Annotated in this window: 26 protein-coding genes, 3 tRNA genes and 1 rRNA gene; all 30 read left to right on the top strand. The window is 33.6% G+C overall.

The features are described 5' to 3' along the window. Positions 1-26: 26 nt before the first annotated feature. A complete protein-coding gene (gene rnmV / locus B2G86_RS11780; RefSeq protein ID WP_078358380.1) occupies positions 27-569 on the top strand; it encodes a ribonuclease M5 in 543 nt (180 codons plus the stop codon). A gap of 4 nt (positions 570-573) precedes the next feature. Further along, the gene (gene rsmA / locus B2G86_RS11775) at positions 574-1,464 is read left to right on the top strand and encodes a 16S rRNA (adenine(1518)-N(6)/adenine(1519)-N(6))-dimethyltransferase RsmA (protein ID WP_078358379.1); all 891 of its coding nucleotides are present in this window, start codon (positions 574-576) and stop codon (positions 1,462-1,464) included. Between the two features lie 99 nt (positions 1,465-1,563). Further along, positions 1,564-1,827, top strand: a complete 264-nt coding sequence (veg, locus tag B2G86_RS11770; RefSeq protein WP_016999916.1) for a biofilm formation stimulator Veg — start codon at positions 1,564-1,566, stop codon at positions 1,825-1,827. A 147-nt stretch (positions 1,828-1,974) separates the two neighbouring features. Next, entirely contained in the window at positions 1,975-2,823 is an 849-nt protein-coding gene (gene ispE, locus B2G86_RS11765; protein WP_078358378.1) for a 4-(cytidine 5'-diphospho)-2-C-methyl-D-erythritol kinase, read from the top strand. 70 nt (positions 2,824-2,893) lie between these two features. Next, positions 2,894-3,718: a pur operon repressor gene (gene purR, locus B2G86_RS11760; protein WP_078358377.1), complete on the top strand. Its 825-nt coding sequence runs from the start codon at positions 2,894-2,896 to the stop codon at positions 3,716-3,718. Between the two features lie 17 nt (positions 3,719-3,735). After that, the gene (locus tag B2G86_RS11755) at positions 3,736-4,110 is read left to right on the top strand and encodes a RidA family protein (protein ID WP_078358376.1); all 375 of its coding nucleotides are present in this window, start codon (positions 3,736-3,738) and stop codon (positions 4,108-4,110) included. 60 nt (positions 4,111-4,170) lie between these two features. Continuing rightward, complete coding sequence (spoVG, locus tag B2G86_RS11750) at positions 4,171-4,509, top strand: septation regulator SpoVG (protein WP_078358375.1); 339 nt, start codon at positions 4,171-4,173, stop codon at positions 4,507-4,509. 211 nt (positions 4,510-4,720) lie between these two features. Continuing rightward, the gene (gene glmU, locus B2G86_RS11745) at positions 4,721-6,079 is read left to right on the top strand and encodes a bifunctional UDP-N-acetylglucosamine diphosphorylase/glucosamine-1-phosphate N-acetyltransferase GlmU (RefSeq protein WP_078358374.1); all 1,359 of its coding nucleotides are present in this window, start codon (positions 4,721-4,723) and stop codon (positions 6,077-6,079) included. A gap of 46 nt (positions 6,080-6,125) precedes the next feature. Further along, on the top strand, positions 6,126-7,088 hold the full coding sequence (locus tag B2G86_RS11740) for a ribose-phosphate diphosphokinase (RefSeq protein WP_078358395.1): 963 nt from the start codon (positions 6,126-6,128) through the stop codon (positions 7,086-7,088). Between the two features lie 130 nt (positions 7,089-7,218). Then, positions 7,219-7,866 (top strand): 50S ribosomal protein L25/general stress protein Ctc, encoded by a 648-nt coding sequence (locus B2G86_RS11735; RefSeq protein WP_078358373.1) that lies wholly within the window; start codon positions 7,219-7,221, stop codon positions 7,864-7,866. Between the two features lie 131 nt (positions 7,867-7,997). Next, positions 7,998-8,570 (top strand): aminoacyl-tRNA hydrolase, encoded by a 573-nt coding sequence (gene pth / locus B2G86_RS11730; RefSeq protein ID WP_078358372.1) that lies wholly within the window; start codon positions 7,998-8,000, stop codon positions 8,568-8,570. Next, positions 8,567-12,076: a transcription-repair coupling factor gene (gene mfd / locus B2G86_RS11725; RefSeq protein ID WP_078358371.1), complete on the top strand. Its 3,510-nt coding sequence runs from the start codon at positions 8,567-8,569 to the stop codon at positions 12,074-12,076. Before pth ends, mfd begins: the two co-directional genes overlap by 4 nt. Further along, on the top strand, positions 12,060-13,571 hold the full coding sequence (locus tag B2G86_RS11720) for a polysaccharide biosynthesis protein (protein ID WP_241837749.1): 1,512 nt from the start codon (positions 12,060-12,062) through the stop codon (positions 13,569-13,571). The genes mfd and B2G86_RS11720 overlap by 17 nt, the downstream gene beginning before the upstream one ends. A gap of 7 nt (positions 13,572-13,578) precedes the next feature. Then, positions 13,579-14,745 carry a MazG nucleotide pyrophosphohydrolase domain-containing protein gene (locus B2G86_RS11715; RefSeq protein WP_078358370.1) on the top strand — a complete coding sequence of 389 codons (1,167 nt, stop codon included), beginning with the start codon at positions 13,579-13,581 and terminating at the stop codon, positions 14,743-14,745. Further along, complete coding sequence (locus B2G86_RS11710; RefSeq protein WP_078358369.1) at positions 14,742-15,008, top strand: RNA-binding S4 domain-containing protein; 267 nt, start codon at positions 14,742-14,744, stop codon at positions 15,006-15,008. The genes B2G86_RS11715 and B2G86_RS11710 overlap by 4 nt, the downstream gene beginning before the upstream one ends. Before the next feature lie 16 nt (positions 15,009-15,024). Then, complete coding sequence (locus B2G86_RS11705) at positions 15,025-15,408, top strand: FtsB family cell division protein (protein ID WP_078358368.1); 384 nt, start codon at positions 15,025-15,027, stop codon at positions 15,406-15,408. Positions 15,409-15,491: 83 nt separating this feature from the next. Further along, positions 15,492-15,875, top strand: coding sequence for a S1 domain-containing RNA-binding protein (locus tag B2G86_RS11700; protein ID WP_078358367.1), 384 nt, complete (start codon positions 15,492-15,494; stop codon positions 15,873-15,875). A gap of 87 nt (positions 15,876-15,962) precedes the next feature. After that, a complete protein-coding gene (gene tilS / locus B2G86_RS11695) occupies positions 15,963-17,234 on the top strand; it encodes a tRNA lysidine(34) synthetase TilS (RefSeq protein ID WP_078358366.1) in 1,272 nt (423 codons plus the stop codon). Continuing rightward, positions 17,227-17,763 (top strand): hypoxanthine phosphoribosyltransferase, encoded by a 537-nt coding sequence (hpt, locus tag B2G86_RS11690; RefSeq protein ID WP_078358365.1) that lies wholly within the window; start codon positions 17,227-17,229, stop codon positions 17,761-17,763. Before tilS ends, hpt begins: the two co-directional genes overlap by 8 nt. 92 nt (positions 17,764-17,855) lie before the next feature. Further along, positions 17,856-19,964 carry an ATP-dependent zinc metalloprotease FtsH gene (ftsH, locus tag B2G86_RS11685; protein WP_078358364.1) on the top strand — a complete coding sequence of 703 codons (2,109 nt, stop codon included), beginning with the start codon at positions 17,856-17,858 and terminating at the stop codon, positions 19,962-19,964. Positions 19,965-20,027: 63 nt separating this feature from the next. After that, the gene (gene hslO, locus B2G86_RS11680; protein ID WP_078358363.1) at positions 20,028-20,906 is read left to right on the top strand and encodes an Hsp33 family molecular chaperone HslO; all 879 of its coding nucleotides are present in this window, start codon (positions 20,028-20,030) and stop codon (positions 20,904-20,906) included. Positions 20,907-21,003: 97 nt separating this feature from the next. Further along, positions 21,004-21,933, top strand: coding sequence for a cysteine synthase A (gene cysK, locus B2G86_RS11675; RefSeq protein ID WP_078358362.1), 930 nt, complete (start codon positions 21,004-21,006; stop codon positions 21,931-21,933). A 133-nt stretch (positions 21,934-22,066) separates the two neighbouring features. Beyond that, positions 22,067-22,858, top strand: a complete 792-nt coding sequence (gene folP, locus B2G86_RS11670; RefSeq protein WP_088369010.1) for a dihydropteroate synthase — start codon at positions 22,067-22,069, stop codon at positions 22,856-22,858. Next, the gene (gene folB, locus B2G86_RS11665) at positions 22,851-23,210 is read left to right on the top strand and encodes a dihydroneopterin aldolase (protein WP_078358361.1); all 360 of its coding nucleotides are present in this window, start codon (positions 22,851-22,853) and stop codon (positions 23,208-23,210) included. Before folP ends, folB begins: the two co-directional genes overlap by 8 nt. Continuing rightward, complete coding sequence (gene folK, locus B2G86_RS11660) at positions 23,211-23,699, top strand: 2-amino-4-hydroxy-6-hydroxymethyldihydropteridine diphosphokinase (protein ID WP_078358360.1); 489 nt, start codon at positions 23,211-23,213, stop codon at positions 23,697-23,699. It abuts the gene before it with no gap. A gap of 125 nt (positions 23,700-23,824) precedes the next feature. Beyond that, entirely contained in the window at positions 23,825-25,312 is a 1,488-nt protein-coding gene (lysS, locus tag B2G86_RS11655; protein WP_078358359.1) for a lysine--tRNA ligase, read from the top strand. 290 nt (positions 25,313-25,602) lie between these two features. Further along, a 5S ribosomal RNA gene (gene rrf / locus B2G86_RS11650) occupies positions 25,603-25,717 on the top strand. A 13-nt stretch (positions 25,718-25,730) separates the two neighbouring features. Continuing rightward, positions 25,731-25,806, top strand: a tRNA-Val gene (locus B2G86_RS11645). Positions 25,807-25,811: 5 nt separating this feature from the next. After that, a tRNA-Thr gene (locus tag B2G86_RS11640) sits at positions 25,812-25,887 on the top strand. A gap of 7 nt (positions 25,888-25,894) precedes the next feature. Further along, positions 25,895-25,967, top strand: a tRNA-Lys gene (locus B2G86_RS11635).

The following is a 25,967-nucleotide window of genomic DNA, read 5'->3' as shown; positions in this document are numbered from 1 at the left end:
GGGCATCTTTAAAGAAGGAAGATATCATGAAGATAAACGAATTTGTTGTAGTAGAAGGGCGTGACGACACAGTTAATGTGAAGCGTGCTGTAGACTGCGATACGATTGAAACAAATGGTTCCGCAATAACTAAAGAAACACTTGAGGTTATAAAGCAAGCTCATGAAAAACGAGGTGTGATTGTATTAACGGATCCTGATTTCCCGGGTGATAAGATTAGAAATACAATTAAGCAATATATACCAAGCGTTAAACACGCATTTATTCCAAGAGAAAAAGCTAAAAATAAAAGAGGGAAAATTGGCGTTGAACATGCGTCTCTAAATACGGTTAAAGATGCATTGCTTAATGTTAGTTCTCCATTGGAAGCTAATATAGAAACGATAGACAAGTCAGTCTTAATCGATTTAGGATTAATTATAGGTAAAGACTCAAGAAGAAAAAGAGAAAAGCTTTGTAGTAAATTAAATATTGGCCATTCAAATGGTAAACAATTGCTAAACAAATTAAATGCCTTCGGTTATACTGAAAAAGATGTAAAAGAAGCACTTGGATATAAAGAGGAGTGACAGGATGAACGATAAAGATATTGCAACACCAAAGCGTACAAAAGCATTGCTTGATCAATATGGTTTTAAATTCAAAAAAAGTTTAGGACAGAATTTCTTAATTGATACGAACATTATACAAAACATTATTTCTGCTAGTGATATAGACGAAAATACAGGTGTAATAGAAGTAGGTCCGGGTATGGGGTCTCTTACAGAACAATTAGCTAGAACAGCTAAGAAAGTGTTAGCTTTTGAAATTGACCAAAGGCTTATCCCAGTTTTAGAAGATACATTGAGTCCATATGATAACGTTACTGTTGTGAATGAAGACATACTAAAAGCTCATGTTGAAAAAGAAATAAAAACACATTTACAAGATTGCGATAAGATAATGTTGGTAGCTAATTTACCATATTATATAACGACACCGATATTGATGAACTTATTAGAGAATCACCTTCCAATCGATGGTTATGTCGTTATGATGCAAAAAGAAGTTGGAGAACGTTTAAATGCACAAGTTGGAAGTAAAAGTTATGGCTCATTATCCATAGCTTGTCAGTATTATACTGAAACTGAACGTGTTTTAGTCGTCCCTAAGACTGTCTTCATGCCTCCACCTAATGTCGATTCTATTGTAATTAAATTGACTACTCGTAAAGAACCTATTGTAGAAGTAGATGATGAAAAATTATTGTTCACACTCTCAAAAGGTGCATTTGCACAACGTAGAAAAACAATTTTAAATAATTATATTAGTACAATTAAAGAAGGTAAGTTGCATAAAGATGAAATTCTTGAGTGGTTAAGTGCTTCAAACATAGATCCTAAGCGACGTGGGGAAACGCTAACAATACAAGAATATGCACATCTTTGTAACAATTTGAAAAAATACCCAAATTTATCTGTGTAAATATATTGACAATGCGTTCTCTAATTGATAAAATTTAAATTTTATTTGACAAAATACCACTTTCGTAGTATAATTTTATTTATAGCGAGGTGGGTCAATATGCCGAAGACTTTAGTAGACATCAAAAAAATATTAGATTGTCAATTAGGAAATCGTATTGTACTTAAAGCTAATGGAGGACGTAAGAAGTTAATTGAGCGCAGTGGCGTGCTTAAGGAAACGTATCCATCAGTTTTCGTGGTCGAATTAGATCAAGAGAAACATAATTTTGAACGTGTATCTTATACATACACTGATGTATTAACTGAGAATGTCCAAGTAACTTTTATGAATGAACATAAAGAAGAATTTATAGTTCAGTAAATTAAAGTATTTAATAAAAAACTCTACGCGATATGACTGTGATATGGCGTAGGGTTTTTTATTATGCGAAAAATAGAATAAAGCTAATACTTTCTAACTTTTATTTATGGTAAAATCATAATAATAAGTTTTAGAGAGGGCAAGTATATGATTTATGAGACTGCACCAGCAAAAATTAATTTAACACTAGATACATTGTACAAACGTGATGATGGTTATCATGAAGTAGAGATGATAATGACAACAGTCGATTTAAATGATCGATTGACTTTCGAAAGTAGAGATGACGGTAAAATTATAATTGATGTTGAACATAATTTCGTGCCAAGTGATCACAGAAATCTAGCATATAAAGCAGCGAAATTGATGCAAGATAAATACAATATTAAAGAAGGTGTGAAGATTTCATTAGAAAAAAGCATACCTATCTCTGCAGGATTGGCAGGTGGTTCAAGTGATGCAGCTGCAACATTTAGAGGCTTGAATGAATTGTGGGGTATAAATGAATCACTGGAATCTTTAAGTGAACTTGCATCAGAAATTGGATCGGATATATCTTTTTGTATTTATGGAAAGACGGCATTGTGCCAAGGTAGAGGTGAAAAATTAACACACCTTCCAAAACCACCTTCTGCCTGGGTAGTTATCGCTAAACCGGATATCGGCGTATCAACACCTGAAATATATGGGGCTTTAAATTTGGATGACAAGATTGAAGTGCGCACACAAGACTGCCGAGATGCTTTAGAAAAAAACGATTATGGAGTACTATGCCAAACACTTGGTAATAGTCTTGAGAAGGTCACGATGAAGTTATATCCCGAAGTTGAGAAGCTAAAGAATACTATGAAAAATAGTGGTGTGGATGCTGCACTAATGAGTGGAAGTGGACCAACTGTATACGGCTTTGTGCAAAAAGAACGACAAGCTAAGCAAGTGTACAATGCTTTAATGGGATGTTGTAATGACGTTTATATTGCACGTCTTCTTGGCTGATTTTGTAGAACACGTACAATTATAGTATAATTATTCTTGAAAATACGTAATAGAGATTGGGGTTTTATAAATGCGTTTTAAACGAAGTGAAAGAATCGTTTATATGACACAATATTTATTGAAACATCCGAACGAACTAGTACCGCTGACTTATTTTGTTAATCATTTTGGTCAGGCAAAGTCGTCTATTAGCGAAGACATACAAATTATCAAAGAAACGTTTAATGCCGAAAGACTTGGTATTATTGAGACAACTGCAGGAGCGAGTGGCGGTGTTACTTATCGCCCTAAAATGTATGTTGAAGAAGCGCGTGAATTGATAGCAAAGCTATGTGAATTGCTAAAAGAGAAAGAAAGACTGCTGCCAGGCGGATATTTATTTATGTCAGATTTAGTAGGTAATCCTAAATTATTAAATCAAGTAGGAGAATTAATTGCTACTATGTACATGGATGAAGAACTTGATGCGGTTGTTACAATAGCGACAAAAGGGATTTCTTTAGCTAACGCAGTTGCAAAAGTACTTAATTTGCCAGTTGTTGTTATAAGAAAAGATAATAAAGTTACTGAAGGATCAACAGTATCGATAAACTACGTTTCGGGTTCATCGAGAAAGATTGAGACAATGGTATTATCTAAAAGAACATTAGCTGAATATTCGAATGTATTAATTGTTGATGATTTCATGAGAGCAGGTGGCTCTATAAATGGCGTAATCAATTTGATGAATGAGTTTAAGGCTACAGTAAAAGGGGTATCAGTACTTGTAGAATCAAAAGAAGTTAAACATCGATTGATTGAAGATTATACATCTTTAGTTAGATTATCTGACGTAGACGAATACAATCAACAATTTTCAGTAGAAGAAGGCAACTGTTTGAAAAGATTTAATTAAAAGGAGAGATATTCAACATGAAAAGTATTAACGCAGCAAACGCTCCAGAAGCATTAGGGCCATATTGCCATGCAGTAGTAGTAGATAGTTTAGTATTTACTTCAGGTCAAATACCATTAAATCAGCAAGGTGAAGTCGTATCAGATGATGTAAAAGCACAAACGAAGCAAGTACTTGAGAATTTAAAAATAGTACTTGAAGAAAGTGGCGCTACATTAGATAGTGTCGTTAAATCATTAATCTTTATAAAAGATATGAATGATTTCCAAGACATCAATTCTGTTTATGGAGAGTATTTTAATGAACATTTGCCTGCTAGAAGTTGTGTGGAAGTCGCACGTTTACCAAAAGATGTAAAAGTTGAGATTGAAATGATCGCAAAAATAAAATAACTAACTTCAATTAATATGATGCTGCTACTTTAAATAGACAAAACAGGGGGCACACAAATCATGAAGGTAACAGATGTGAGATTGAGAAAAATTCAAACAGATGGAAGAATGAAGGCGTTGGTTTCAATTACTTTAGACGATGCCTTTGTTATTCACGATTTAAGAGTAATTGAGGGAAATTCAGGACTGTTTGTTGCTATGCCTAGTAAACGTACACCTGACGGGGAGTTTAGAGATATTGCGCATCCTATTAACTCTGAAATGAGACAAGAAATACAAGAAGCGGTTATGAAAGTTTATGATGAAACTGATGAAGTGATAATTCCAAAATCAGCTCAAGAAAATTCTGAAACAGAAACTGAAGAATCAGAAACTGAAAAAGAAGAAAAAGAAGAATAACATATCCAAAACAATATAGTTTTGTTGAAATGTTAAAAACTGTCGAAAAGTATGAGACTTTCCGACAGTTTTTTTGTGCGATTTTATAAAATATTTTAAAAAAATGAATTATTTATAACAAATTTATTCTTTAAAAAATAACTCTTCCTTGATAGTCATATGAGAATTAAATTATAATATAATAAAGTGTGTATAAATGGAGGTATTTGTAATGCAAAAATATGCAGTCATATTAGCTGCTGGTAAAGGTACAAGAATGAAATCTAAACTTTACAAAGTTTTACACCCGGTAGCTGGTGAAGCAATGGTTCAACATGTTATTGATAGCGTTAAAAATGCTGGTGTAGAAACAGTAGTTACAGTTGTTGGACATGGAGCAGAAAAGGTTAAAGAAACTATTGGTCATACATCTCAGTTTGTACATCAAGAAGAACAATTAGGAACGGCTCATGCAGTTAAAACTGCTAAAGATATATTGGGAAATAGCAAGGGCACAACAATTGTCGTGTGTGGTGACACACCATTAATTAGTGATGAGACTATTAGCTCGCTGTTAACATTTCATGAAAATGAAAATGCTGTAGCAACTGTATTATCTGCAAAAGTGAGTAATCCATTTGGTTATGGTAGGATTATTCGAGACAAATCTGGTTTAGTGTCAGAAATTGTTGAACAAAAAGATGCTACAGAAGGGCAAGTTGAAGTAAACGAAATTAGTTCTGGGATTTTTGCATTTGATAATGAAAAATTATTCGAAACTTTAGAAAAAGTACAAAATGATAATGCTCAAGGTGAATATTATTTACCAGACGTTATACGAATCTTAAAAGAAGAAGATGAAAAAGTGGCTGCATACATTACGGATGACGTAGATGGCATTATGGGTGTGAATGATAGAGTACAACTAGCAAAAGCAGAGCAGAAAATGAAAGAACGTATTAATTTACAACATATGATAAATGGTGTGACAATTGTGGATCCTGCTACAACTTATATAGGAAAACACGTTGTGATTGGTGAAGACACAGTAGTTGAACCAGGTACAAGAATTGCTGGCAAAACAATTATAGGAAAAAATGTTGCGATTGGAATGAATTCTGACATCAAAAATAGTACAATTAAAGATAATGCAACAATTAAGCAATCTGTGATTACAGATTCTGTTGTAGGTGAATTTTCTACAGTCGGACCTTTTGCACAATTAAGACCGGGTACTGAGTTAGGTAAAGAGACAAAAATTGGTAACTTCGTAGAGACTAAGAAAGCAGTCTTGAAAGATGGCGCCAAAGTTTCTCACTTAAGTTATATTGGAGATGCAGAAGTAGGTGAAAGAACAAATATTGGCTGTGGTTCAATAACTGTTAATTATGACGGAGTTAATAAATTCCGTACCATTATAGGAGATGATGCGTTTATTGGATGTAATTCAAATCTAGTTGCACCAGTAGAAGTTGGAGATGGATCATTCATAGCAGCAGGTTCAACAATTACAGATGATGTGCCTGATGAAAGTTTAGCGCTTGGTCGTGCTAGACAAACTACAAAACAAGGATACTACAAAACGAAATAAAAGGAGCCGTCAAAAAATGAGTCAAAATGATATTGGAGGAACAGAAATGTTGAATACTGAATATAAGAACTCTTCATTAAAAATATTTTCACTTGAAGGAAATCAGCCTTTAGCACAAGAAGTTGCAAATCTAGTAGGAATTCCATTAGGGAAATCGACAGTTAAGAGATTTGCTGATGGTGAGGTTCAAATTAATATTGAAGAAAGTATTCGTGGTTGTGATGTATTTATTATTCAACCAACATCAAATCCAGTAAATGAACACTTGATGGAATTATTAATTATGATTGATGCTTGTAAACGTGCATCAGCAGCAAACATTAATATTGTAATGCCTTATTATGGTTACGCTAGACAAGATCGTAAAGCAAGAAGTCGTGAACCTATCACAGCTAAACTTGTGGCAAACATTATTGAAAAAGCTGGCGCTAGTAGAATGATAGCACTTGATTTACATGCTCCTCAAATTCAAGGGTTCTTTGATATACCGATTGATCATTTAATGGGCGTACCAATTTTATCCAACTACTTCTTAGAAAAAGGTTTGGACCCTGAATCAACAGTTGTTGTATCACCAGATCATGGTGGAGTAACAAGAGCTCGTAAAATGGCAGACCGTCTTAAAACACCTATAGCAATTATTGATAAACGTCGTCCAAAACCAAATGTCGCAGAAGTGATGAATATCGTCGGGGACATAGATGGTAAGACTGCTATCATTATCGATGATATTATTGATACAGCTGGAACAATCACTTTAGCTGCTGACGCACTCGTTAAAAAAGGTGCAAAAGAAGTATACGCATGTTGTACTCATCCAGTATTATCTGGCCCTGCAAAAGAACGTATCGAAAGTTCTCAAATTAAAGAATTAGTTGTTACAAACTCTATACAGTTGCCAGAAGATAGAAAACCAGCCAATGTTAAAGAGTTATCTGTAGCAGAATTATTAGCACAAGCTATCGTGCGTGTGTATGAACAAGAATCAGTTAGTGTGCTATTTGATTAATTTTTAATATTCGTGTATAATAACAAACGGTTCATTTTAATGGACTAAATAACCACTTACAAGCAACATTTAATGTTGATGGGTGAGTGTAGGAGCGCATATTGCGCAAGTATGAAAGGTGGAAAAGATAATGACTTCATTAAAGTCAGTTATCCGTCAAGGTAAACAAACTCGTTCTAGTTTACGTAAATTAAGAGCTTCAGGTGTTATTCCAGCAGTAGTATACGGTTACGGTGCTAAAAATACATCTGTTAAAGTTGATGAAATTGAATTCATCAAAACAATTCGTGAAGTTGGACGTAACGGTGTTATCGAATTAGGCGTTGGTTCTAAATCAATCAAAGTTATGGTTTCAGATTATCAATATGATTCTCTTAAAAACCAAATCACACATGTTGACTTCTTAGCAATCAACATGAAAGAAGAATTAACTGTTGATGTACCTGTATTATTAGTAGGTGAAGCAGCTGGTGCTTCTGAAGGTGGCGTAGTTCAACAACCATTATTCGACTTACAAGTAACAACAACTCCAGATGCAATTCCTGAAAATATCGAAGTTGATATTACAGAATTAGGTATCGGTGATAGCTACTTAGTAGGTGACTTAAATGCAACTGAAAAATATTCTATCGAAAACGATAAAGAAGAAGCAGTTGTAACAGTTGTTCCTCCAACAGAAGAACCTGATGAAGACGCTGAAGAAACTGCAGCTGAAGAAGCAGATGCAGTAGCTGAAGAAGAAGCAGACAAAGAAGAAGCTGAAGAAGAAGAAAAATAAGCTTCTAAATAGCTTGAGAGGCTGAGACAAATTAATTGTCTCAGCCTCTTCTTTTTATTTAAGTATAGTTAGATGAAATAAATCATAAAAATGCTATAATATATACTTAGTATTAATATGGAGGTTACAACATGAAATGTATTGTTGGACTTGGAAATATCGGAAAAAAATATGACCGTACGCGTCACAATATAGGATTTGAAGTAGTTGATGAACTAGTGGAACGCCATCAATTACAAATAGATAAACAAAAATTCAAAGGTGCATATACAATAGGATTAATTAACGGAGAAAAAGTAATGCTTATTGAACCTATGACTTTTATGAATTTATCTGGTGAGGCGGTAAGACCGCTTATGGATTATTACAATATAGATATAGAGGATTTAATTGTACTATATGATGATATGGACCAATCTCAAGGACATTTGAGATTACGTCAGAAAGGAAGTGCTGGTGGCCATAACGGTATGAAGTCATTAATTCAACATTTAGGAACAGATCGGTTTAATAGAATAAGAATTGGAATTGATCGCCCTACAAATGGTATGAGTGTACCTAGTTATGTACTTCAGAAGTTTTCTGATGATGAAATGATTACAATGGAAAAAGTAATTGACCGTGCAGCTGATGCTTGTGAAGCGTTAATTAAAGGCGAAACTTTTCAAAATGTAATGAACCAGTATAATGGTGGAATAAAATGAAACATGTTATGCATGAAATCATACAAGCAGATGAACGTTTTCAAGATTTAGAACAAATTTTTGGAGAAAAAAATATACTTGTTACAGGATTGAACCAATCTAGTAAGGCATTGCTTATATTAGAACAATATCTTAAAAGTGATAAACAATTAGTAATAGTTACAAACAACTTGTATCAAGCAGATAAATTAGAAGCGGATATTCTGCAATTACTACCTCCAGAAGAAGTGTTTAAATTCCCAGTACAAGATATTATGATTGAAGCATTTTCTACACAAAGTCCAGACTTAATGAGTGAAAGAATTAGAACATTAACCCAGCTTGCACAAGACAAGAAAGGGTTATTTATCGTACCCATTAATGGGCTGAAAAAACAATTAACGCCAAAAAACATTTGGAATGAACATTATAAATCAATTAAAATTGGCGACGAGATCGATTTAGATGAGTGGGCTAAACAACTCGTAGATATGGGTTATAAGAGGCAAACATTGGTTTCTGCAATCGGTGAGTTTTCTATTCGTGGTGGTTTAATTGATATTTATCCTGTAACTGGGGATCCAGTTCGTATTGAATTGTTTGATACAGAAGTAGATGGTATGAGACTGTTCGATGTAGAAACACAACGTTCTTTAGATAATATAGAACAAGTAGAAATTACGACTGCAAGTGATTATATCTTCACTAGTGAACAAATCAATCGATTGTCTGAACGAATGGAAGAATCTTATGAAACAACCCGTCAAAAATTACCTACTGAAATACGTCCTGACTTAAAAGATACGTATCAAAATATATTGATGCAAAGTGATGAATTGAAAGATCATCAAATTTTAAGACGTGTTATTGCATTTATGTATGATGAGATTACAACTTTAACGGATTATTTAGCTGATGATGCACGCATTGTTGTAGATGAATATAATCGAATTAAAGAAACTGAGAAATCTCTAGATGTTGAAATTGAAGAGTTTACGCAATCGCTTATTGAATCTGGCCAAGGATTTGTAGGTCAACGTTTTATTTCTGAAAATGCATTTACTGATTTGTTAAATCAACATAAAGTTGCCTATTTCACATTATTTACGGCAAGTATGCCAGTAGAAATTGAAGAGATGGTTAAATTTTCGTGTAAACCAGTACAAAGATTTTATGGACAGTATGATATTATGCAATCTGAATTTGATCGATTTATGAAGCAAGGATTTACTGTTGTATTGTTGGCTGAATCTGAAACGAGGAAGTCTAAAATTCAAAGTATGCTGACTGATATGAAGATACCAACAGTAATCGATAGAGTTACAGAAGTAGGTCAAACAGGACAAGCTGTTGTAACTGACGGTGCTTTATCAGAAGGATTTGAACTACCTTATATGAATTTGGTGGTAGTCACTGAAAAAGAATTGTTCAAAGCTCGCGAACGTAAACGATCTAAGAGAAGACAAAAATTATCTAATGCAGAAAAAATAAAATCTTACCAAGAGCTTAATGTCGGTGATTATGTTGTACATGTTCATCATGGTGTCGGTAAATATTTAGGTGTTGAAACTTTAGAGGTTTCAGGTATACACAAAGACTATATTAAAATTCAATATAAAGGCACAGACCAATTGTTTGTACCTGTAGATCAAATGAATGATGTACAGAAATTCGTAGGTTCAGATGATAAAGAACCGAAAGTTAATAAACTTGGTGGTACTGAGTGGAAAAAAACAAAAGCGAAAGTACAAAAAAATGTTGAAGATATTGCAGATGAATTATTAAAGCTATATCAAGAACGTGAACAAGTTGAAGGATATCAATTTGGGCCAGATACAGAAGAACAAATGACATTTGAAATGGACTTCCCATATGAACCTACGCCTGACCAAGTCACTTCTTTAGAAGAAATCAAAGAAGACATGGAAAAAAGAAGACCAATGGATAGGTTATTATGCGGTGATGTAGGTTATGGTAAGACTGAAGTGGCCATAAGAGCGGCTTTTAAAGCTGTCATGGAAGGAAAGCAAGTTGCTATTTTAGTGCCTACAACTATCCTTGCACAGCAACATTTTGAAACCTTTAGAGAACGTATGCAAGAATATCCAGTTGAAATACAAATGATGAGTAGATTTAGAACGCCAAAACAAGTAAAAGAAACGAAAGCAGGCATTAAATCAGGATTTGTAGATATTGTTGTTGGAACACATAAATTACTAAGTAAAGATGTGGAATATAAAGATTTAGGGTTATTAGTAGTAGATGAAGAGCAAAGATTTGGTGTAAAACATAAAGAACGTATAAAAGCATTAAAAACAAACGTAGATGTACTTACTTTAACTGCAACGCCTATACCAAGAACACTGCATATGAGTTTATTAGGTGTAAGGGATTTATCAGTTATTGAAACGCCACCCGAAAACAGATTTCCCGTTCAGACATATGTTCTAGAACAAAATATGAGCTTTGTTAAAGAAGCGCTTGAGCGAGAACTTTCACGAGGTGGTCAAGCATTCTACTTATATAACAGAGTGCAGTCTATCTATCAAAAAAGTGAACAATTATCTATGTTAATGCCAAATGCAAGAATTGGTGTTGCACATGGACAAATGTCTGAGCGTGAATTAGAAGAAACGATGCTAAACTTTGTAGATGGTGAATATGATATTCTTGTCACAACGACAATCATTGAAACAGGTGTTGATGTACCAAATGCTAATACATTAATTATTGAAGATGCTAATAGATTTGGTTTAAGTCAGCTGTATCAATTGCGAGGAAGAGTTGGTCGTTCAAGTCGAATAGGATATGCGTACTTTTTACATGAACAAAATAAAGTATTAACAGAAGTTGCAGAACAAAGGCTACAAGCAATTAAAGAATTTACTGAATTAGGTTCAGGGTTTAAAATTGCAATGCGTGATTTGAATATTCGTGGTGCAGGTAATCTTTTAGGAAGTCAGCAACATGGATTTATAGATTCTGTAGGTTATGATCTGTATTCTCAAATGTTAGAAGAAGCGGTTAATGTGAAACGAGGTATTGAACCTGAATCAGAAGTGCCGCAATTAGAAGTCGATATTAAAATAGACGCTTATATTCCGGCTGAATATATTAAGAATGAACAAGCTAAAATTGAAATGTATAAAAAGTTAAGATCCATTTCTACACAAGCTCAGCTAGAAGATATACAAGATGAATTATTAGATCGTTTTGGCGAATATCCTATAGAAGTGAAACGACTTTTAGACGTAGTTGAAATTAGGTTGAATGGTATTCACTTCGGTATTACAGAAATTAAAGAAGTGGTTAAAGTAATACAATTGACTGCATCTGAATATACTACAAACCATTTAAAAGGGGATGTGTTATTCAAAGTGACAGAACCTCTAGGTAGAAAGCTTAAAATAGCAGTTGCAGACAATCAAATGGTATTTAAATTGCAAAAAACAAAGCAATGGTTAGATGATTTGAAATTCTTAACTAAAGTGATAAATGAAAGTTTGGTAGATGATGACACAATCTAAACCTATTTTTAATAGTGTATTACTGTTAACAGGTACAATGATAATAGTAAAAATATTAAGTGCGATTTATAGAGTACCTTATCAAAACATTTTAGGTGATGAAGGATTGTATGCTTATCAACAAGTATACCCTCTAGTTGCGATAGTGAGTGTAGTTAGTTTAAACGCCTTACCAAGCGTAATGAGTGGTTGGATGATTAAACGAAACTATAATGAGATAGTTGGGATGTTTTGGTTCATGCAAATGATTTGCATGGTCATCGGTGTTGGCATATTTCTTAGTGCAGAGCTTATTAGCGAATTGATGGGTGATGCGAACTTAACACCTATGATTCGAATGGCAAGTTTAGCGATGTTACCACTCGTTTTTATTTCAATGGTTCGTGGATATTATCAAATGAAGCATAATATGAATTATATAGCAGTATCTCAAGTGATTGATCAAGTGCTAAGAGTTGGTGTCATACTAATTGCAATCATCATCTTTATAACGATGGATATATCTATTTATCAAGCTGGTACGTTAGCTATTGCTGGATCTGTCTTAGGACTAATTTGTGTTGTTATATATTTCTTGTTTAAAAGAAAACCAAAATTACAGTTTTCCTGGGAAATAAAGATGAAAGATACTAAAAATATCATAACTATGACTGTTTTGTATGCAATTTCTTATTTAATACTTATTTTGTGGCAAATTGTTGATTCATTTACGCTCGTCAATTTACTTCAAGACACGGGATATACTTTTCATGAAAGTATAAAAGTAAAAGGTATTTTTGATAGAGGTGCTTCTCTTATACAGATGGGGCTAATAATCACGACAACTTTTAGCTTTGTTCTAATTCCGTTATTAACGGATCAACTGCAAAAGAAAAACAATAAACTTGTAAATGAATATGCTAATACTTCTTTAAAAATAACTGTGCTGTTTAGTATGGCAGCAGCTATTGGTTTAATAAATTTATTACCATTACTTAATACAGTGTTCTTTAAAACAAATGAATTGATAGGGACATTAAGTGTCTTTATGCTTGCTGTTGTATTTGTTACTTTTATCATTATGTATACTGCTTTACTACAAGTGAAGCTAAAAAGAGGCGTATTATTTTCAGCGCTATTAATTGGCCTTATTTCGAAAATAATTGGCAATTATATCTTTGTCTTGAATTTTGGTATATTGGGTGCAAGTTTGTCGACGGTGCTTTCGCTAGCGATATACACGTTAGTCTTGCATGTGTTTGTAATGAAACTTTATCGATTCCAAAGTATGGGATTATTTATATTTAAAGTCATATCTCTTTTAATAATTATGTCAGTAATTGTGCAAACGATATTACTGATACATACTACATCAAGATTAACGAGTCTACTTTTAATGATTTTGGCGGGTATTGTTGGCGTAACTATAGTCATAATAGGTATAATAAAAATGAAAATATTAATAAAAGATGAATGGAAACATTTACCTTTAATGGATAAAATAATAAAGGAGTAATTAAATCATGGCGCAACAAATTATAGTTGTTGGCTTAGGTAATTATAGTATTGATGAATTGCCTATGGGTGTTTATCGCAAGCTTCAGTCTGCTGACACAGTATATGCAAGAACACTGGAACATCCAGTAATAAAAGAATTAACTGATTTAAAGTGGCAAGGTTTTGATAGTGTTTATGAAAAACATGCAGATTTTATAACTGTATATGAAGAAATTGTGGACACTTTAATTAAAAAAGCTGACACTGAAGATGTTATTTATGCCGTACCAGGTGATCCTATGGTGGCAGAAACAACAACTCAACTTCTTATAGAAAGATATCCGGATGTTAAAATTCTTGGTGGTAAAAGCTTTTTAGATGATATGTTTAGAGCTGTTAATATCGATCCAAACGATGGCTTTACTTTATTAGATGGAACTAATTTGGAAGATACTACATTGAATGTGAGAACAAATACGATTATTACGCAAGTTTACGACCAACTTGTGGCTTCTGATATTAAAGTCACTTTAATGGAAAGATATCCTGATGAACATCCAGTGAAGTTAGTATCTAATGCTAGACTTGGTGTGGCGGATGTTATAACTTGTCCTTTATATGAAATGGATCATCACGCTGAACTATCTAACTTAACGAGTTTATTTGTGCCAAAGATTTCAGAACAACAACAAATGTACAATGACTTCCAATATTTAGAACAAACTATTGATACACTTGTATCTGAAGATGGTTGTCCGTGGGATAAAGTACAAACACATGAAACGTTAAAACGTTATATAATTGAAGAATCATTTGAATTGATTGAAGCAATTGACGAAGAAGACATTGATCACATTATAGAAGAACTCGGAGATGTTTTGCTGCAAGTCATGTTACACGCTTCTATTGGTAAAAAAGAAGGCTACTTTGACGTTAGAGAAGTTGTACAAGAACTCACTAGTAAAATGATTCGTAGACACCCTCATGTTTTTGGGAATAAAGAAGCAAAGAATATCGAAGATCTTAATCAAATTTGGCAAAGCGAAAAGTTAAAAGAAGGTAAAGTGAAACGAGAAAAATTAGAAAAAATATTTGCTGATTACTTTTTGAAGTTGTATGATAAAACCAAATTAGAGGGTCTTAGTGAAGATGAACTAAAAGAATTTATAAATAAAGGAGACTTAACAATTTGAGATTAGATAAGTATTTAAAAGTATCTCGATTAATTAAACGTCGTACACTTGCAAAAGAAGTCAGTGACCAAGGTAGAGTTAAAGTGAATGGTCAGACTGCTAAAGCAGGGACAACTGTAAGTGTAGAAGACGAATTAGAAATTCGACTTGGAAACAGAATTATTGTAGTTAAAGTAACAGGATTGTCAGAACATGCAAATAAGGAAAATGCTAAGACGATGTTTGAAGTAATCAAAGAAGAAAAAATACAAGATTCTATATAAATAAGGAGGTACGTATATGGCGCAAAAAATTAAAAATCTAGACAATGAATTTACGCAGTCACAAAATAAAAAGAAGAAGACTGTCAATAAAACGCGCCAAGTGGTACGAAAGAGACTGACCTTATTTGGTGGAGTGTTATTGTTAATTATTCTTGTTATGGTTATTATGTTAGTCCTTCAAAAAAATCGTAATGATGAATTAGTGCAAGAACGTAAAGATAAAGCTGTAACTTATGAAAAGTTACAGGATAAGGAAATAGAACTTAAAGAACAAATTAAACGCCTTAATGATAAAGAGTATATTGAGAAGCTTGCAAGAAGTGAATATTTCTTAAGTAATGATGGCGAAATAATATTTAAATTACCAGATGAAAAAAAACAATCGGAAAAAGACAAATAATCTATATATGACGTTGTATAATTTTGTATAGAAGCATATAATAAGGTTAAAGTGAAATTATATCAGGAGGATACAGTAATAATATGTCAATTGAAGTAGGCAATAAAGTCAAAGGGAAAGTTACAGGTATTAAGAATTTTGGTGCATTTGTAGAATTACCTGAAGGTAAAAGTGGCCTTGTGCATATCAGTGAAGTGGCTGATAACTACGTCGAGAACGTGAATGACCATTTAACTGTAGGCGACGAAGTAGAAGTAAAAGTATTAACAGTGGCTGATGATGGTAAAATAAGTTTATCAATTAAAAAGGCTAAAGAACGTCCAAAGCGTCAAGCGCCTAAGAAAGAACCAAAGCCTGAAGACTTTGAGAAGAAATTATCAAACTTTTTGAAAGATAGTGAAGATAAGTTGACGTCTATTAAAAGACAAACTGAATCACGTCGCGGTGGTAAAGGTGCAAAACGATAATTAATTATAATAAAAAGAGGCTAATTAGTTGAGCCTCTTTTTATTTTGAAAAGATCAAGTGAATTTTTGAAATTGAGGTGTGTAACAATGCTCGATATAACGTGGAATAAAAATGATAATTTAGCATTGGCTGTTTCAACAGGAATAGATAGTATGTCACTATTACACATGTTAAATACGACTTATAAACACACATATCATAATTTAATTTGTTTTCATGTTAATCATGGTTTAAGAGAAGCATCGAAAGAAGAAGCAGCATTTATTGAACGTTTTTGTAAAGAACGGGATATTGAAATATATATTAAAACTTTAGATTTAAGCGAAGTTGTGAATCGTGAGAAAAGCATTCAAGATGTATCTAGAAAAATGAGATATGAGTGGTTTGATGAAATGATGAAACAAACTCAGAGCGATGTGTTGTTGACTGCACATCACTTAGACGATCAAAAAGAAACAATTACTTATCGATTGTTTACTGGAAGAATTGGTCGTGCCTCTTTAGGAATTGAGCAAGTTCAAGAAAGAAAAGATTACATCATAAGTAGACCATTTTTAAATTTACGCAAATCATCATTAGTTAAATATCATGAAGAATTTGCATTCCGTTATTTTGAAGATGTTTCTAATAAAGACACTAAATATACACGCAATTATATACGCAACAAAATCTTACCTGTTATTCAACAACGTGAAGAGTTGTCAACAGACCATTTACTCGATTTAAATCAATGGATGAATGATGCAAGAAGTTTAATAGTTGAGCAAGCTATGTTATTTATAAGTACTGAAGTTCAGCAGTTAAATAAAGTTGTGATTAACAGAAATTCATTTAATCGTTTGAATCGCTTAGTTAAGATAGAAGTGTTAGATCAATTGTTAGAATCATATGTACAACAACGTTTCAGTGTTAAAGCATACAAAGAATGGATAGGTATATTTGAGAATTTTGAAAAACAATCTATATTTCATATATCTGATGATTGGCAGTTTATAGTAGCATATGATAAATTATTACTATGTGAAGATATTGAGTTCAATGTAAATTCTAAATTTATAAATCGTAACGAGCAATATGTATTTGGGAATTGGTTAATTGAAGCGAACGACATAGCATCGCCTTTATTTATAAGAAAGAGACTGTCTGGAGATCGTGTTCAGTATTATAACCGGGGAAATAAACATCACAAAAAAGTTAATAGAATCATGATTGATCATAAGATTGACATACATAAGAGAAACAATTGTCCGATTATTTTATATGGTGATGATATTATTGCAATTGGTGACTTTTGGATGGATTCTAACTTTAAAAACGCATTAACTATTACTTATATTGGAGATGACTTTAATGAATGATTCGATTAAGTCTGTTGTTTTATCAGAGGAACAGATTCAAGAAAGATGCAAAACATTAGGAAAGCAAATCACCGAAGATTATAATGGAAAGACACCTATATGTATAGGTATTTTAAAAGGTTCAATCATGTTTATGGCTGACTTAATAAAATGCATTGATACACATGTAGAATTAGATTTTATGGATGTATCTAGTTATCATGGAGGTACTGAATCAACGGGAGAAGTAAAAATATTAAAAGATTTGAGTACTTCAGTAGAAAATAGAGATGTCATCATCATTGAAGATATTCTAGAAACGGGTACGACATTAAATTCAATAGTCGATTTATTAAAATATAGAAATGTTAATTCTATTGAGATTGTAACATTGCTAGATAAACCGATGAAGCGTAAAGTGGATATTGAAGCTAAATATGTTGGAGAAAAAATTCCTGATGAATTTGTAGTAGGATACGGACTTGATTTTGCAGAGAGATATCGTAACTTACCTTATATTGGAACGCTTAAACCTGAAATATATCAATGATGTATATCGTTAAGGTTAATTACTAGCGTAAGAAATTACAAATATGGTAAAATTTTTGTTAGTTTTATTAATTGAGTAGGAGGACAAATTGAATGCAAAAAGCTTTTCGAAATATATTAATGATCGCGCTTTTAGCTATCGTCCTTTTTGGTGTTTTCCAGTTCATTAATGGCAATGGACAATCACCAAAACAGCTTACATATAATGAGTTTATGACGAAGCTTGAAAAAGGCGATTTAAAAACGTTAACTATACAACCTGAACAGAATGTGTATATGGTTAGCGGCGAATTAAAAGATGGTAAAGATGAAACATATACATCTTCAGTTTTGTTTAACAACCAAGATGATTTGAAAAAAATTACTGATACTGCCGAAAAACAAGATGATTTAAAATTTAATGTTAAAGAAGAAGAAAAACAAAGTGTCTTTGTTAGTGTATTAACAACACTTATACCTGTTTTAATTATTGCATTTTTATTCATATTCTTCTTAAGCCAAATGCAAGGCGGCGGCGGTGGCGGCGGCCGAGTAATGAACTTTGGTAAATCAAAAGCTAAACTTTATGATAACCAGAAGAAACGTGTTAGATTCTCTGATGTAGCAGGTGCTGATGAAGAGAAACAAGAATTAGTAGAAATTGTCGATTTCCTTAAAGATAATCGTAAATTCAAAAAAATGGGTGCACGAATTCCAAAAGGTGTTTTACTTGTTGGTCCTCCAGGTACAGGTAAAACATTACTTGCTAGAGCAGTAGCGGGTGAAGCTGGAACACCATTCTTCTCAATAAGTGGTTCTGACTTCGTTGAGATGTTCGTTGGTGTCGGTGCAAGTCGTGTACGTGACTTGTTTGAAAATGCTAAGAAAAATGCCCCATGTATCATCTTTATTGATGAAATTGATGCAGTTGGTCGTCAACGTGGAGCTGGTGTTGGCGGTGGTCACGACGAACGTGAACAAACGCTGAACCAATTATTAGTAGAAATGGATGGATTCGGTGAAAATGAAGGAATCATTATGATTGCTGCAACAAACCGTCCTGACATTTTAGACCCAGCGTTATTACGTCCAGGTCGTTTCGATAGACAAATTCAAGTGGGACGTCCAGATGTTAGAGGACGTGAGGCAGTACTTAAAGTGCATGCTCGTAATAAACCATTAGATGAAACAGTAGACTTAAAAGCAATATCTCAAAGAACACCAGGGTTCTCTGGTGCAGATTTAGAAAACTTATTAAACGAAGCTTCATTAGTAGCAGCTCGTTCTGATAAAACTAAAATTGACATGAGAGATATAGAAGAAGCAACAGATAGAGTTATTGCAGGTCCAGCTAAGAAAACAAGAATGATTTCTGAAAAAGAAAAAAATATTGTTGCTTACCATGAAGCTGGTCATACGATTATCGGTTGTGTACTAGATGAAGCTGAAATGGTTCATAAAGTTACAATTGTGCCACGTGGCCAAGCTGGCGGTTATGCTATGATGCTTCCTAAAGAAGATCGTTACTTTATGACTGAACCAGAACTTTTAGATAAAATCGTTGGTTTACTTGGTGGACGTGTATCTGAAGAAATTAACTTTGGAGAAGCATCAACTGGTGCGCATAACGACTTCCAACGTGCAACTGGTATTGCACGTAAGATGGTTACTGAATATGGTATGAGTAAAAAAATTGGCCCATTACAATTTGGTAGCTCTGATAGTGGACAAGTATTCTTAGGTAAAGATATGCAATCTGAACCAAATTATTCAGATCAAATTGCGTATGAAATTGATTCAGAAATACAACGTATTATTAAAGAACAATACGAACGTTGTAAACAAATTCTAACTGAACACAAATCACAATTAGAATTAATCGCTAAAACTTTATTAGTTGAAGAAACATTAGTGGCTGAACAAATTCAATCATTATTCAAAGAAGGTAAGTTACCAGAAGTTAAATATGATGATTCTCATCTTGAGCAAAAAAATGATTCAGATGAAGACAAATATGAAGGTGACTTAACAAAACAAGAAGGTACATTAGATATTGAAGACAAAGAAGTTGGTAAATCTTATGATGAAGTTAAAGATGAAGTATCTCATGAAGGAACAAATGAAGATACAGATTTAGATGACAAATCAGATGAGCCTGCTCACGAAGAAAAGCCAAATATTGATGACCTAGGTGACAACAAGCCGACAGATCGTAAAGAATAATTTCACAAAGTCCCTTTCAATGCATTGATTGAGAGGGGCTTTTTTTAAAGAAGGAGTATAAATATGACACAAGATTATTTAGTAAGAGGCTTAGCTTTTAATGATGAAGTTAGAGCTTTTGCTGTAAAAACAACAAATACCGTACAAGAGGCACAAACTCGCCATTATACTTGGCCAACAGCTTCTGCTGCATTAGGTAGATCAATGACAGCGGGCGTAATGATGGGTTCAATGTTGAAAAATGAAGAAAAATTAACAATAACTATTGATGGCGGTGGACCAATTGGTAAAATTATGGTCGATGCCAATGGTAAAGGTGAAGTAAGAGGATATGTTCAAAATCCACAAACGCATTTCCCGTTAAATGAACAAGGAAAATTGGATGTGAGACGTGCAGTTGGAACAGAAGGTATGCTAAATGTCGTTAAAGATATTGGATTAAAAGACTACTTTACTGGCTCTACTCCAATTGTCTCTGGAGAATTAGGCGAAGACTTTACTTACTACTTTGTTACAAGTGAACAAGTTCCTTCAGCAGTTGGACTTGGAGTACTAGTTAATCCAGACAATTCTATTAAAGCTGCTGGTGGATTTATTATTCAACTAATGCCTGGAGCATCTGAAGAAACGGTTTCAGCAATTGAAGAAAAAATAAATCAAATGGAACCAGTATCTAAATTAATAGATAGAGGTTTATCACCAGAAGAAATAATTGAAACAGTATTAGGAAAAGAAAATACAAGATTTATTAATAATATGGATGTAGATTTTAAATGTAATTGTTCAAGTGAGAAATTTTTAAATGCTATTAAAGGTCTTGGTGAAGCTGAAATAGATGCAATGATAGAAGAAGACCATGGAGCAGAAGCAGAATGTCATTTCTGTAGAACGAAATATCAATATAGCGAAGATGATTTAATCGCACTTAAAAATGCACTTTAATCTAGTAAATACTTTCACTTTATATGAAGGTTTGTTATAATTAATATATCCGATAAATGAACTAAGGTATAAAATACTGTTTAGGAGTGAAGTATAAATGGCTAAAAGAGTAAATAATATTGTAGAATTAATAGGTGATACGCCTTTAGTTAAATTAAACAATGTCGTTGAAGATGGTTCAGCAGATGTTTACGTTAAATTAGAATATCAAAACCCAGGTAGTTCGGTTAAAGATAGAATTGGTTTAGCTATGATAGAAGCTGCTGAAAAAGAAGGAAAAATCAAACCAGGTGACACTATTATTGAACCTACTTCAGGTAATACGGGTATAGGTTTAGCAATGGTTGCAGCTGCTAAAGGTTATAAAGCAGTGTTTGTTATGCCAGATACAATGAGTAGCGAACGTCGTGCATTATTAAAAGCTTACGGTGCTGAATTAGTATTAACACCTGGAGCAGAAGGTATGAAGGGTGCAATTAAAAAAGCTAAAGAACTTAAAGACGAAAAAGGTTACTTTGAACCACAACAATTTGAGAACCCAGCAAATCCTAAAGTCCATGAGTTAACTACTGGTCCTGAAATTGTAGAACAATTTGAAGGCGTTCAAGTTGATGCTTTCTTAGCAGGAGTTGGTACTGGAGGAACTTTATCAGGAGCTGGTAAAGTACTGAAAGAAAAATACCCTGAAATACAAATTGTAGCAATTGAGCCAGAAGCTTCAGCAATCTTAAGTGGTGGAAACCCTGGACCTCATAAACTACAAGGTTTAGGTGCTGGATTCGTACCTGACACTTTAAATACTGACGTTTATGACGATGTTATAAAAGTTGGAAACGAAGAAGCAATGGAAATGTCTAGAAAAGTTGCTAAAGAAGAAGGAATTCTTGGCGGTATTTCTTCAGGAGCTGCAATTGTAGCAGCATTGAAAAAGGCTAAAGATTTAGGTAAAGGTAAAACAGTTGTAACAGTATTACCAAGTAATGGTGAACGTTACCTATCTACACCTTTATATGCTTTTGAAGACTAATGATTTAGAATAAAGCATAAGTATTAAGTATCACGTCTGTAATGAAATAACTTATATAAGTTATTTCATTAAGGCGTGATTTTTTAAATTTGTTATAATAAGTACTATCTAAGAAAAAGGAAGGAAGACTACTTTGAATAACACAAAAATCATGGGTATTTTGAACGTTACCCCAGATTCATTTTCAGATGGTGGTTCGTATAATAGTGTTGAAAAGGCGAGAGAACACGCAGAAAAACTCATTTCAGAGGGTGCTGATATTATAGATATTGGTGGTGTATCTACTAGACCTGGGTATACAGAAGTAAGTTTAGAAGAAGAACTCAACAGAGTAATTCCGGTTATAGAAGCGCTAAGTGACTTAGATGTTCAACTTTCAGTGGATACATATAGAAGTAAAGTTGCTGAAGAGTCGTTGAAGAGAGGCGTAACAATGATAAATGATCAGTGGGCCGGTTTATATGATTCTGAAATTTTAAATGTTGTAGCTGAATACAATGCTGAAATTGTACTTATGCATAATGGTGATGGAAAAAGAGAACAGCCTGTTATGGAAGAACTATTACTTTCATTATTAAAACAAGCAAATCAAGCTGAAATTGCTGGTATCCATGGAAAAAATATATGGTTAGATCCAGGGATAGGGTTTGCGAAAACTAGAGAAGAAGAACGTATCGTTATGTCCCGTTTAGATGAATTAGTTGCTACAGGATATAATGTATTACTTGCGACAAGTCGTAAAAGATTAATTAATGATTTATTAGGTGGCAATAGTAGTGTTGATGAGCGCGATGAAGGTACAGCAGCAACAACTGCATATGGTATTGAAAAAGGGGTACATGCAGTTAGAGTACATAATGTACAAATGAACAAAAGAATTGCCCAGACGATTGATACTTTAAAGGAGATTCGAATTAATGGATAGAATTATATTAAAAGGTATGTCTTTTTATGGATATCATGGCGCGTTCGAAGCGGAAAATGAATTAGGACAAATATTTTTAGTGGACTTAGAACTATTTTTAGATTTATCCGAAGCTGGTGAAACTGACGACCTTGAAAAGACTGTTCATTACGGAGAAGTGTTTGAATTAGTTAAAGAAATTATGGAAGGTAAACCCGTACAATTAATTGAACATCTCGCAGAACATATTGCAAAACAAGTCTTTTCGCACTATAATCGAGTATTGGAAACCAAAGTTAAGATTACTAAAAATAATCCGCCGATACCTGGTCATTATGAAGGTGTAGGTATTGAGATAGTGAGGAAGAGATAAATGCACACCGCATATTTAGGTTTAGGAAGTAATATGGGAGATAGAGAACTTCAATTAGAAGAAGCGATTAAATTACTTAATGAAGTTAATGGTATTGAAGTTATCCAGAAATCCCCGATATACGAAACAAAACCAGTAGGATACACAGAACAACCTGATTTTTTGAACATGTGTATTGAAATCTCAACTGAATTGGAATCATCAGAGTTATTAAAAGTTTGTATGATGGTTGAGCAACAGCTCCATCGAGTTAGAGTAGAAAGATGGGGGCCTCGTACAATTGATATAGACATTTTATTATATGATCAATCCGTTATTCAATCACCAGACCTAGAAGTACCACATCCAAGAATGACAGAGAGAGCTTTTGTAATGGTACCACTTAACGATATCGCCTCAGATGTTGTTGAACCAATTTCCAAGAAATATATATGGGAACTATTGCTAAACGACGAACAAGTAGTAAAGTATAAGAATGAGGAAAGTTAAAATGTGTGAAAAGCAATTAAACAAACAGAAACAAGAGATGAATTAGTAGATGTTCTTGAACGATTTTTGAAAGTAATGAAAGAATAAGTAGAACTAAGTGCAATTTAAATAAGGAGTGGAATATCATGTCAGAAGAAATGAATGACCAAATGTTGGTTCGTAGAGAAAAATTACAAGAGTTAAGAGATTTAGGAATCGATCCGTTTGGCGAGAAATTTGTTAGAAGCGGTGATTCAGTAACTTTACACGAAGAATGGGATCAGTTTAGTAAAGAAGAGCTTCACGATAAAGAAGAAGGCTCAGCAGTAGCTATAGCAGGTCGTTTAATGACTAAAAGAGGTAAAGGTAAAGCTGGATTTGCTCATGTTAAAGATATTACTGGTCAAATTCAAATTTATGTTCGTAAAGACCAAATAGGTGATGATCAATTTGAAATTTGGAATCATGCAGATTTAGGAGATATAGTAGGTGTAAAAGGTGTGATGTTCAAAACAAACACTGGAGAACTGTCTGTTAAAGCAAAAGAATTTACTGTTTTAACTAAGTCTTTACGCCCTTTACCAGATAAATATCATGGTTTACAAGATATAGAGCAACGTTATCGCCAACGTTATTTAGATTTAATTACTAGTGAAGAATCAACTAAAACATTCATTACAAGAAGTCAAATCATTCAAGAAATGAGAAACTACTTAAACACTAAAGGATTCTTAGAAGTAGAAACACCAATGATGCACCAAATAGCTGGTGGCGCTTCAGCACGACCTTTCGTAACACATCACAACGCTCTAGATGCGACTTTATACATGAGAATTGCTATTGAATTGCACTTGAAACGATTAATTGTTGGTGGCTTAGAGAAAGTATATGAAATTGGTAGAGTATTCCGTAATGAAGGTGTATCTACAAGACATAATCCTGAGTTTACTATGATTGAATTATACGAAGCATATGCAGATTACAATGATATTATGGACCTTACTGAATCAATGGTAGCTTCTATCGCTGAAAAAGTATTAGGATCAACTACTGTTCAATACGGAGAAGAATCGATTGATTTAGCTCCAAAATGGAGAAGATGGCATATGGTTGACGCAGTAAAAGAATATACAGGCGTCGATTTCTATGAAGTTAAGTCTGATGAAGAAGCACATGCACTTGCTAAAGAACATAATATTGAAGTAGAAGGTCGTATGACATATGGTCATATCCTTAATGAATTCTTTGAACAAAGAGTAGAAGAAAAATTAATACAACCTACATTTATTTATGGACATCCTATTGAGATCTCACCATTAGCTAAGAAAAATCCTGAAGATCCAAGATTCACTGATCGTTTTGAATTATTTATTGTAGGAAGAGAGCACGCTAATGCATTTACTGAATTAAATGATCCTATTGATCAACGTGAAAGATTTGAAGCTCAAATGAAAGAAAAAGATCAAGGTAATGATGAAGCTCACGAAATGGATGATGATTTCATAGAAGCTTTAGAATATGGTATGCCTCCTACAGGTGGACTAGGTATTGGTATTGATCGTCTTGTTATGTTATTAACAAATTCTGCATCTATAAGAGATGTTTTATTGTTCCCATATATGAGACAAAAATAATGTTTAATAAAAAGGTGTGGTTCAGCATTAAGCTGACCACGCTTTTTTGTTTTAAAAATAATAACTTAAAACGCTGATATGAAAGCTTTTGTAAAAAAAGTTATAATAATTTGATTGAAAGTGTTGACGAAAGGATGGAAATTAGGTATTATATAAAGGTCGCTGAAAACAAGGCGCATATCAATTCGAGATGTTTGTAAAGAAAGTTAATAAGGTGTAAAATTTACTATTGAAAAGCCTTGTCGAGTTCTTTATAATATATAAGGTAAGACAAAAACGAAACAACATTGTCTGGTGGCGATAGCAAAGAGGTCACACCTGTTCCCATGCCGAACACAGAAGTTAAGCTCTTTAGCGCCGATGGTAGTTGGGCTTACGTTCCGCGAGAGTAGGACGCTGCCGGGCAATATTGTTAAATGGAGAATTAGCTCAGCTGGGAGAGCATCTGCCTTACAAGCAGAGGGTCGGCGGTTCGAACCCGTCATTCTCCACCATTTTTGCCGGCCTAGCTCAACTGGTAGAGCAACTGACTTGTAATCAGTAGGTTGGGGGTTCAAGTCCTCTGGCCGGCACCATTTTTTAGAGCCATTAGCTCAGTTGGTAGAGCATCTGACTTTTAATCAGAGGGTCAGAGGTTCGAATCCTCTATGGCTCA

The sequence above is a fragment of the Mammaliicoccus fleurettii genome (genome assembly GCF_002018435.1).
Lineage (GTDB): Bacteria > Bacillota > Bacilli > Staphylococcales > Staphylococcaceae > Mammaliicoccus > Mammaliicoccus fleurettii.
This window is presented reverse-complemented; position numbering and strand designations above follow the sequence as displayed.

Coding starts and splice junctions, on each gene's coding strand:
- rnmV (WP_078358380.1), top strand. CDS start 27: ATGAAGATAAACGAATTTGTTGTAGTAGAAGGGCGTGACGACACAGTT.
- rsmA (WP_078358379.1), top strand. CDS start 574: ATGAACGATAAAGATATTGCAACACCAAAGCGTACAAAAGCATTGCTT.
- veg (WP_016999916.1), top strand. CDS start 1,564: ATGCCGAAGACTTTAGTAGACATCAAAAAAATATTAGATTGTCAATTA.
- ispE (WP_078358378.1), top strand. CDS start 1,975: ATGATTTATGAGACTGCACCAGCAAAAATTAATTTAACACTAGATACA.
- purR (WP_078358377.1), top strand. CDS start 2,894: ATGCGTTTTAAACGAAGTGAAAGAATCGTTTATATGACACAATATTTA.
- B2G86_RS11755 (WP_078358376.1), top strand. CDS start 3,736: ATGAAAAGTATTAACGCAGCAAACGCTCCAGAAGCATTAGGGCCATAT.
- spoVG (WP_078358375.1), top strand. CDS start 4,171: ATGAAGGTAACAGATGTGAGATTGAGAAAAATTCAAACAGATGGAAGA.
- glmU (WP_078358374.1), top strand. CDS start 4,721: ATGCAAAAATATGCAGTCATATTAGCTGCTGGTAAAGGTACAAGAATG.
- B2G86_RS11740 (WP_078358395.1), top strand. CDS start 6,126: ATGTTGAATACTGAATATAAGAACTCTTCATTAAAAATATTTTCACTT.
- B2G86_RS11735 (WP_078358373.1), top strand. CDS start 7,219: ATGACTTCATTAAAGTCAGTTATCCGTCAAGGTAAACAAACTCGTTCT.
- pth (WP_078358372.1), top strand. CDS start 7,998: ATGAAATGTATTGTTGGACTTGGAAATATCGGAAAAAAATATGACCGT.
- mfd (WP_078358371.1), top strand. CDS start 8,567: ATGAAACATGTTATGCATGAAATCATACAAGCAGATGAACGTTTTCAA.
- B2G86_RS11720 (WP_241837749.1), top strand. CDS start 12,060: ATGATGACACAATCTAAACCTATTTTTAATAGTGTATTACTGTTAACA.
- B2G86_RS11715 (WP_078358370.1), top strand. CDS start 13,579: ATGGCGCAACAAATTATAGTTGTTGGCTTAGGTAATTATAGTATTGAT.
- B2G86_RS11705 (WP_078358368.1), top strand. CDS start 15,025: ATGGCGCAAAAAATTAAAAATCTAGACAATGAATTTACGCAGTCACAA.
- B2G86_RS11700 (WP_078358367.1), top strand. CDS start 15,492: ATGTCAATTGAAGTAGGCAATAAAGTCAAAGGGAAAGTTACAGGTATT.
- tilS (WP_078358366.1), top strand. CDS start 15,963: ATGCTCGATATAACGTGGAATAAAAATGATAATTTAGCATTGGCTGTT.
- hpt (WP_078358365.1), top strand. CDS start 17,227: ATGAATGATTCGATTAAGTCTGTTGTTTTATCAGAGGAACAGATTCAA.
- ftsH (WP_078358364.1), top strand. CDS start 17,856: ATGCAAAAAGCTTTTCGAAATATATTAATGATCGCGCTTTTAGCTATC.
- hslO (WP_078358363.1), top strand. CDS start 20,028: ATGACACAAGATTATTTAGTAAGAGGCTTAGCTTTTAATGATGAAGTT.
- cysK (WP_078358362.1), top strand. CDS start 21,004: ATGGCTAAAAGAGTAAATAATATTGTAGAATTAATAGGTGATACGCCT.
- folB (WP_078358361.1), top strand. CDS start 22,851: ATGGATAGAATTATATTAAAAGGTATGTCTTTTTATGGATATCATGGC.
- folK (WP_078358360.1), top strand. CDS start 23,211: ATGCACACCGCATATTTAGGTTTAGGAAGTAATATGGGAGATAGAGAA.
- lysS (WP_078358359.1), top strand. CDS start 23,825: ATGTCAGAAGAAATGAATGACCAAATGTTGGTTCGTAGAGAAAAATTA.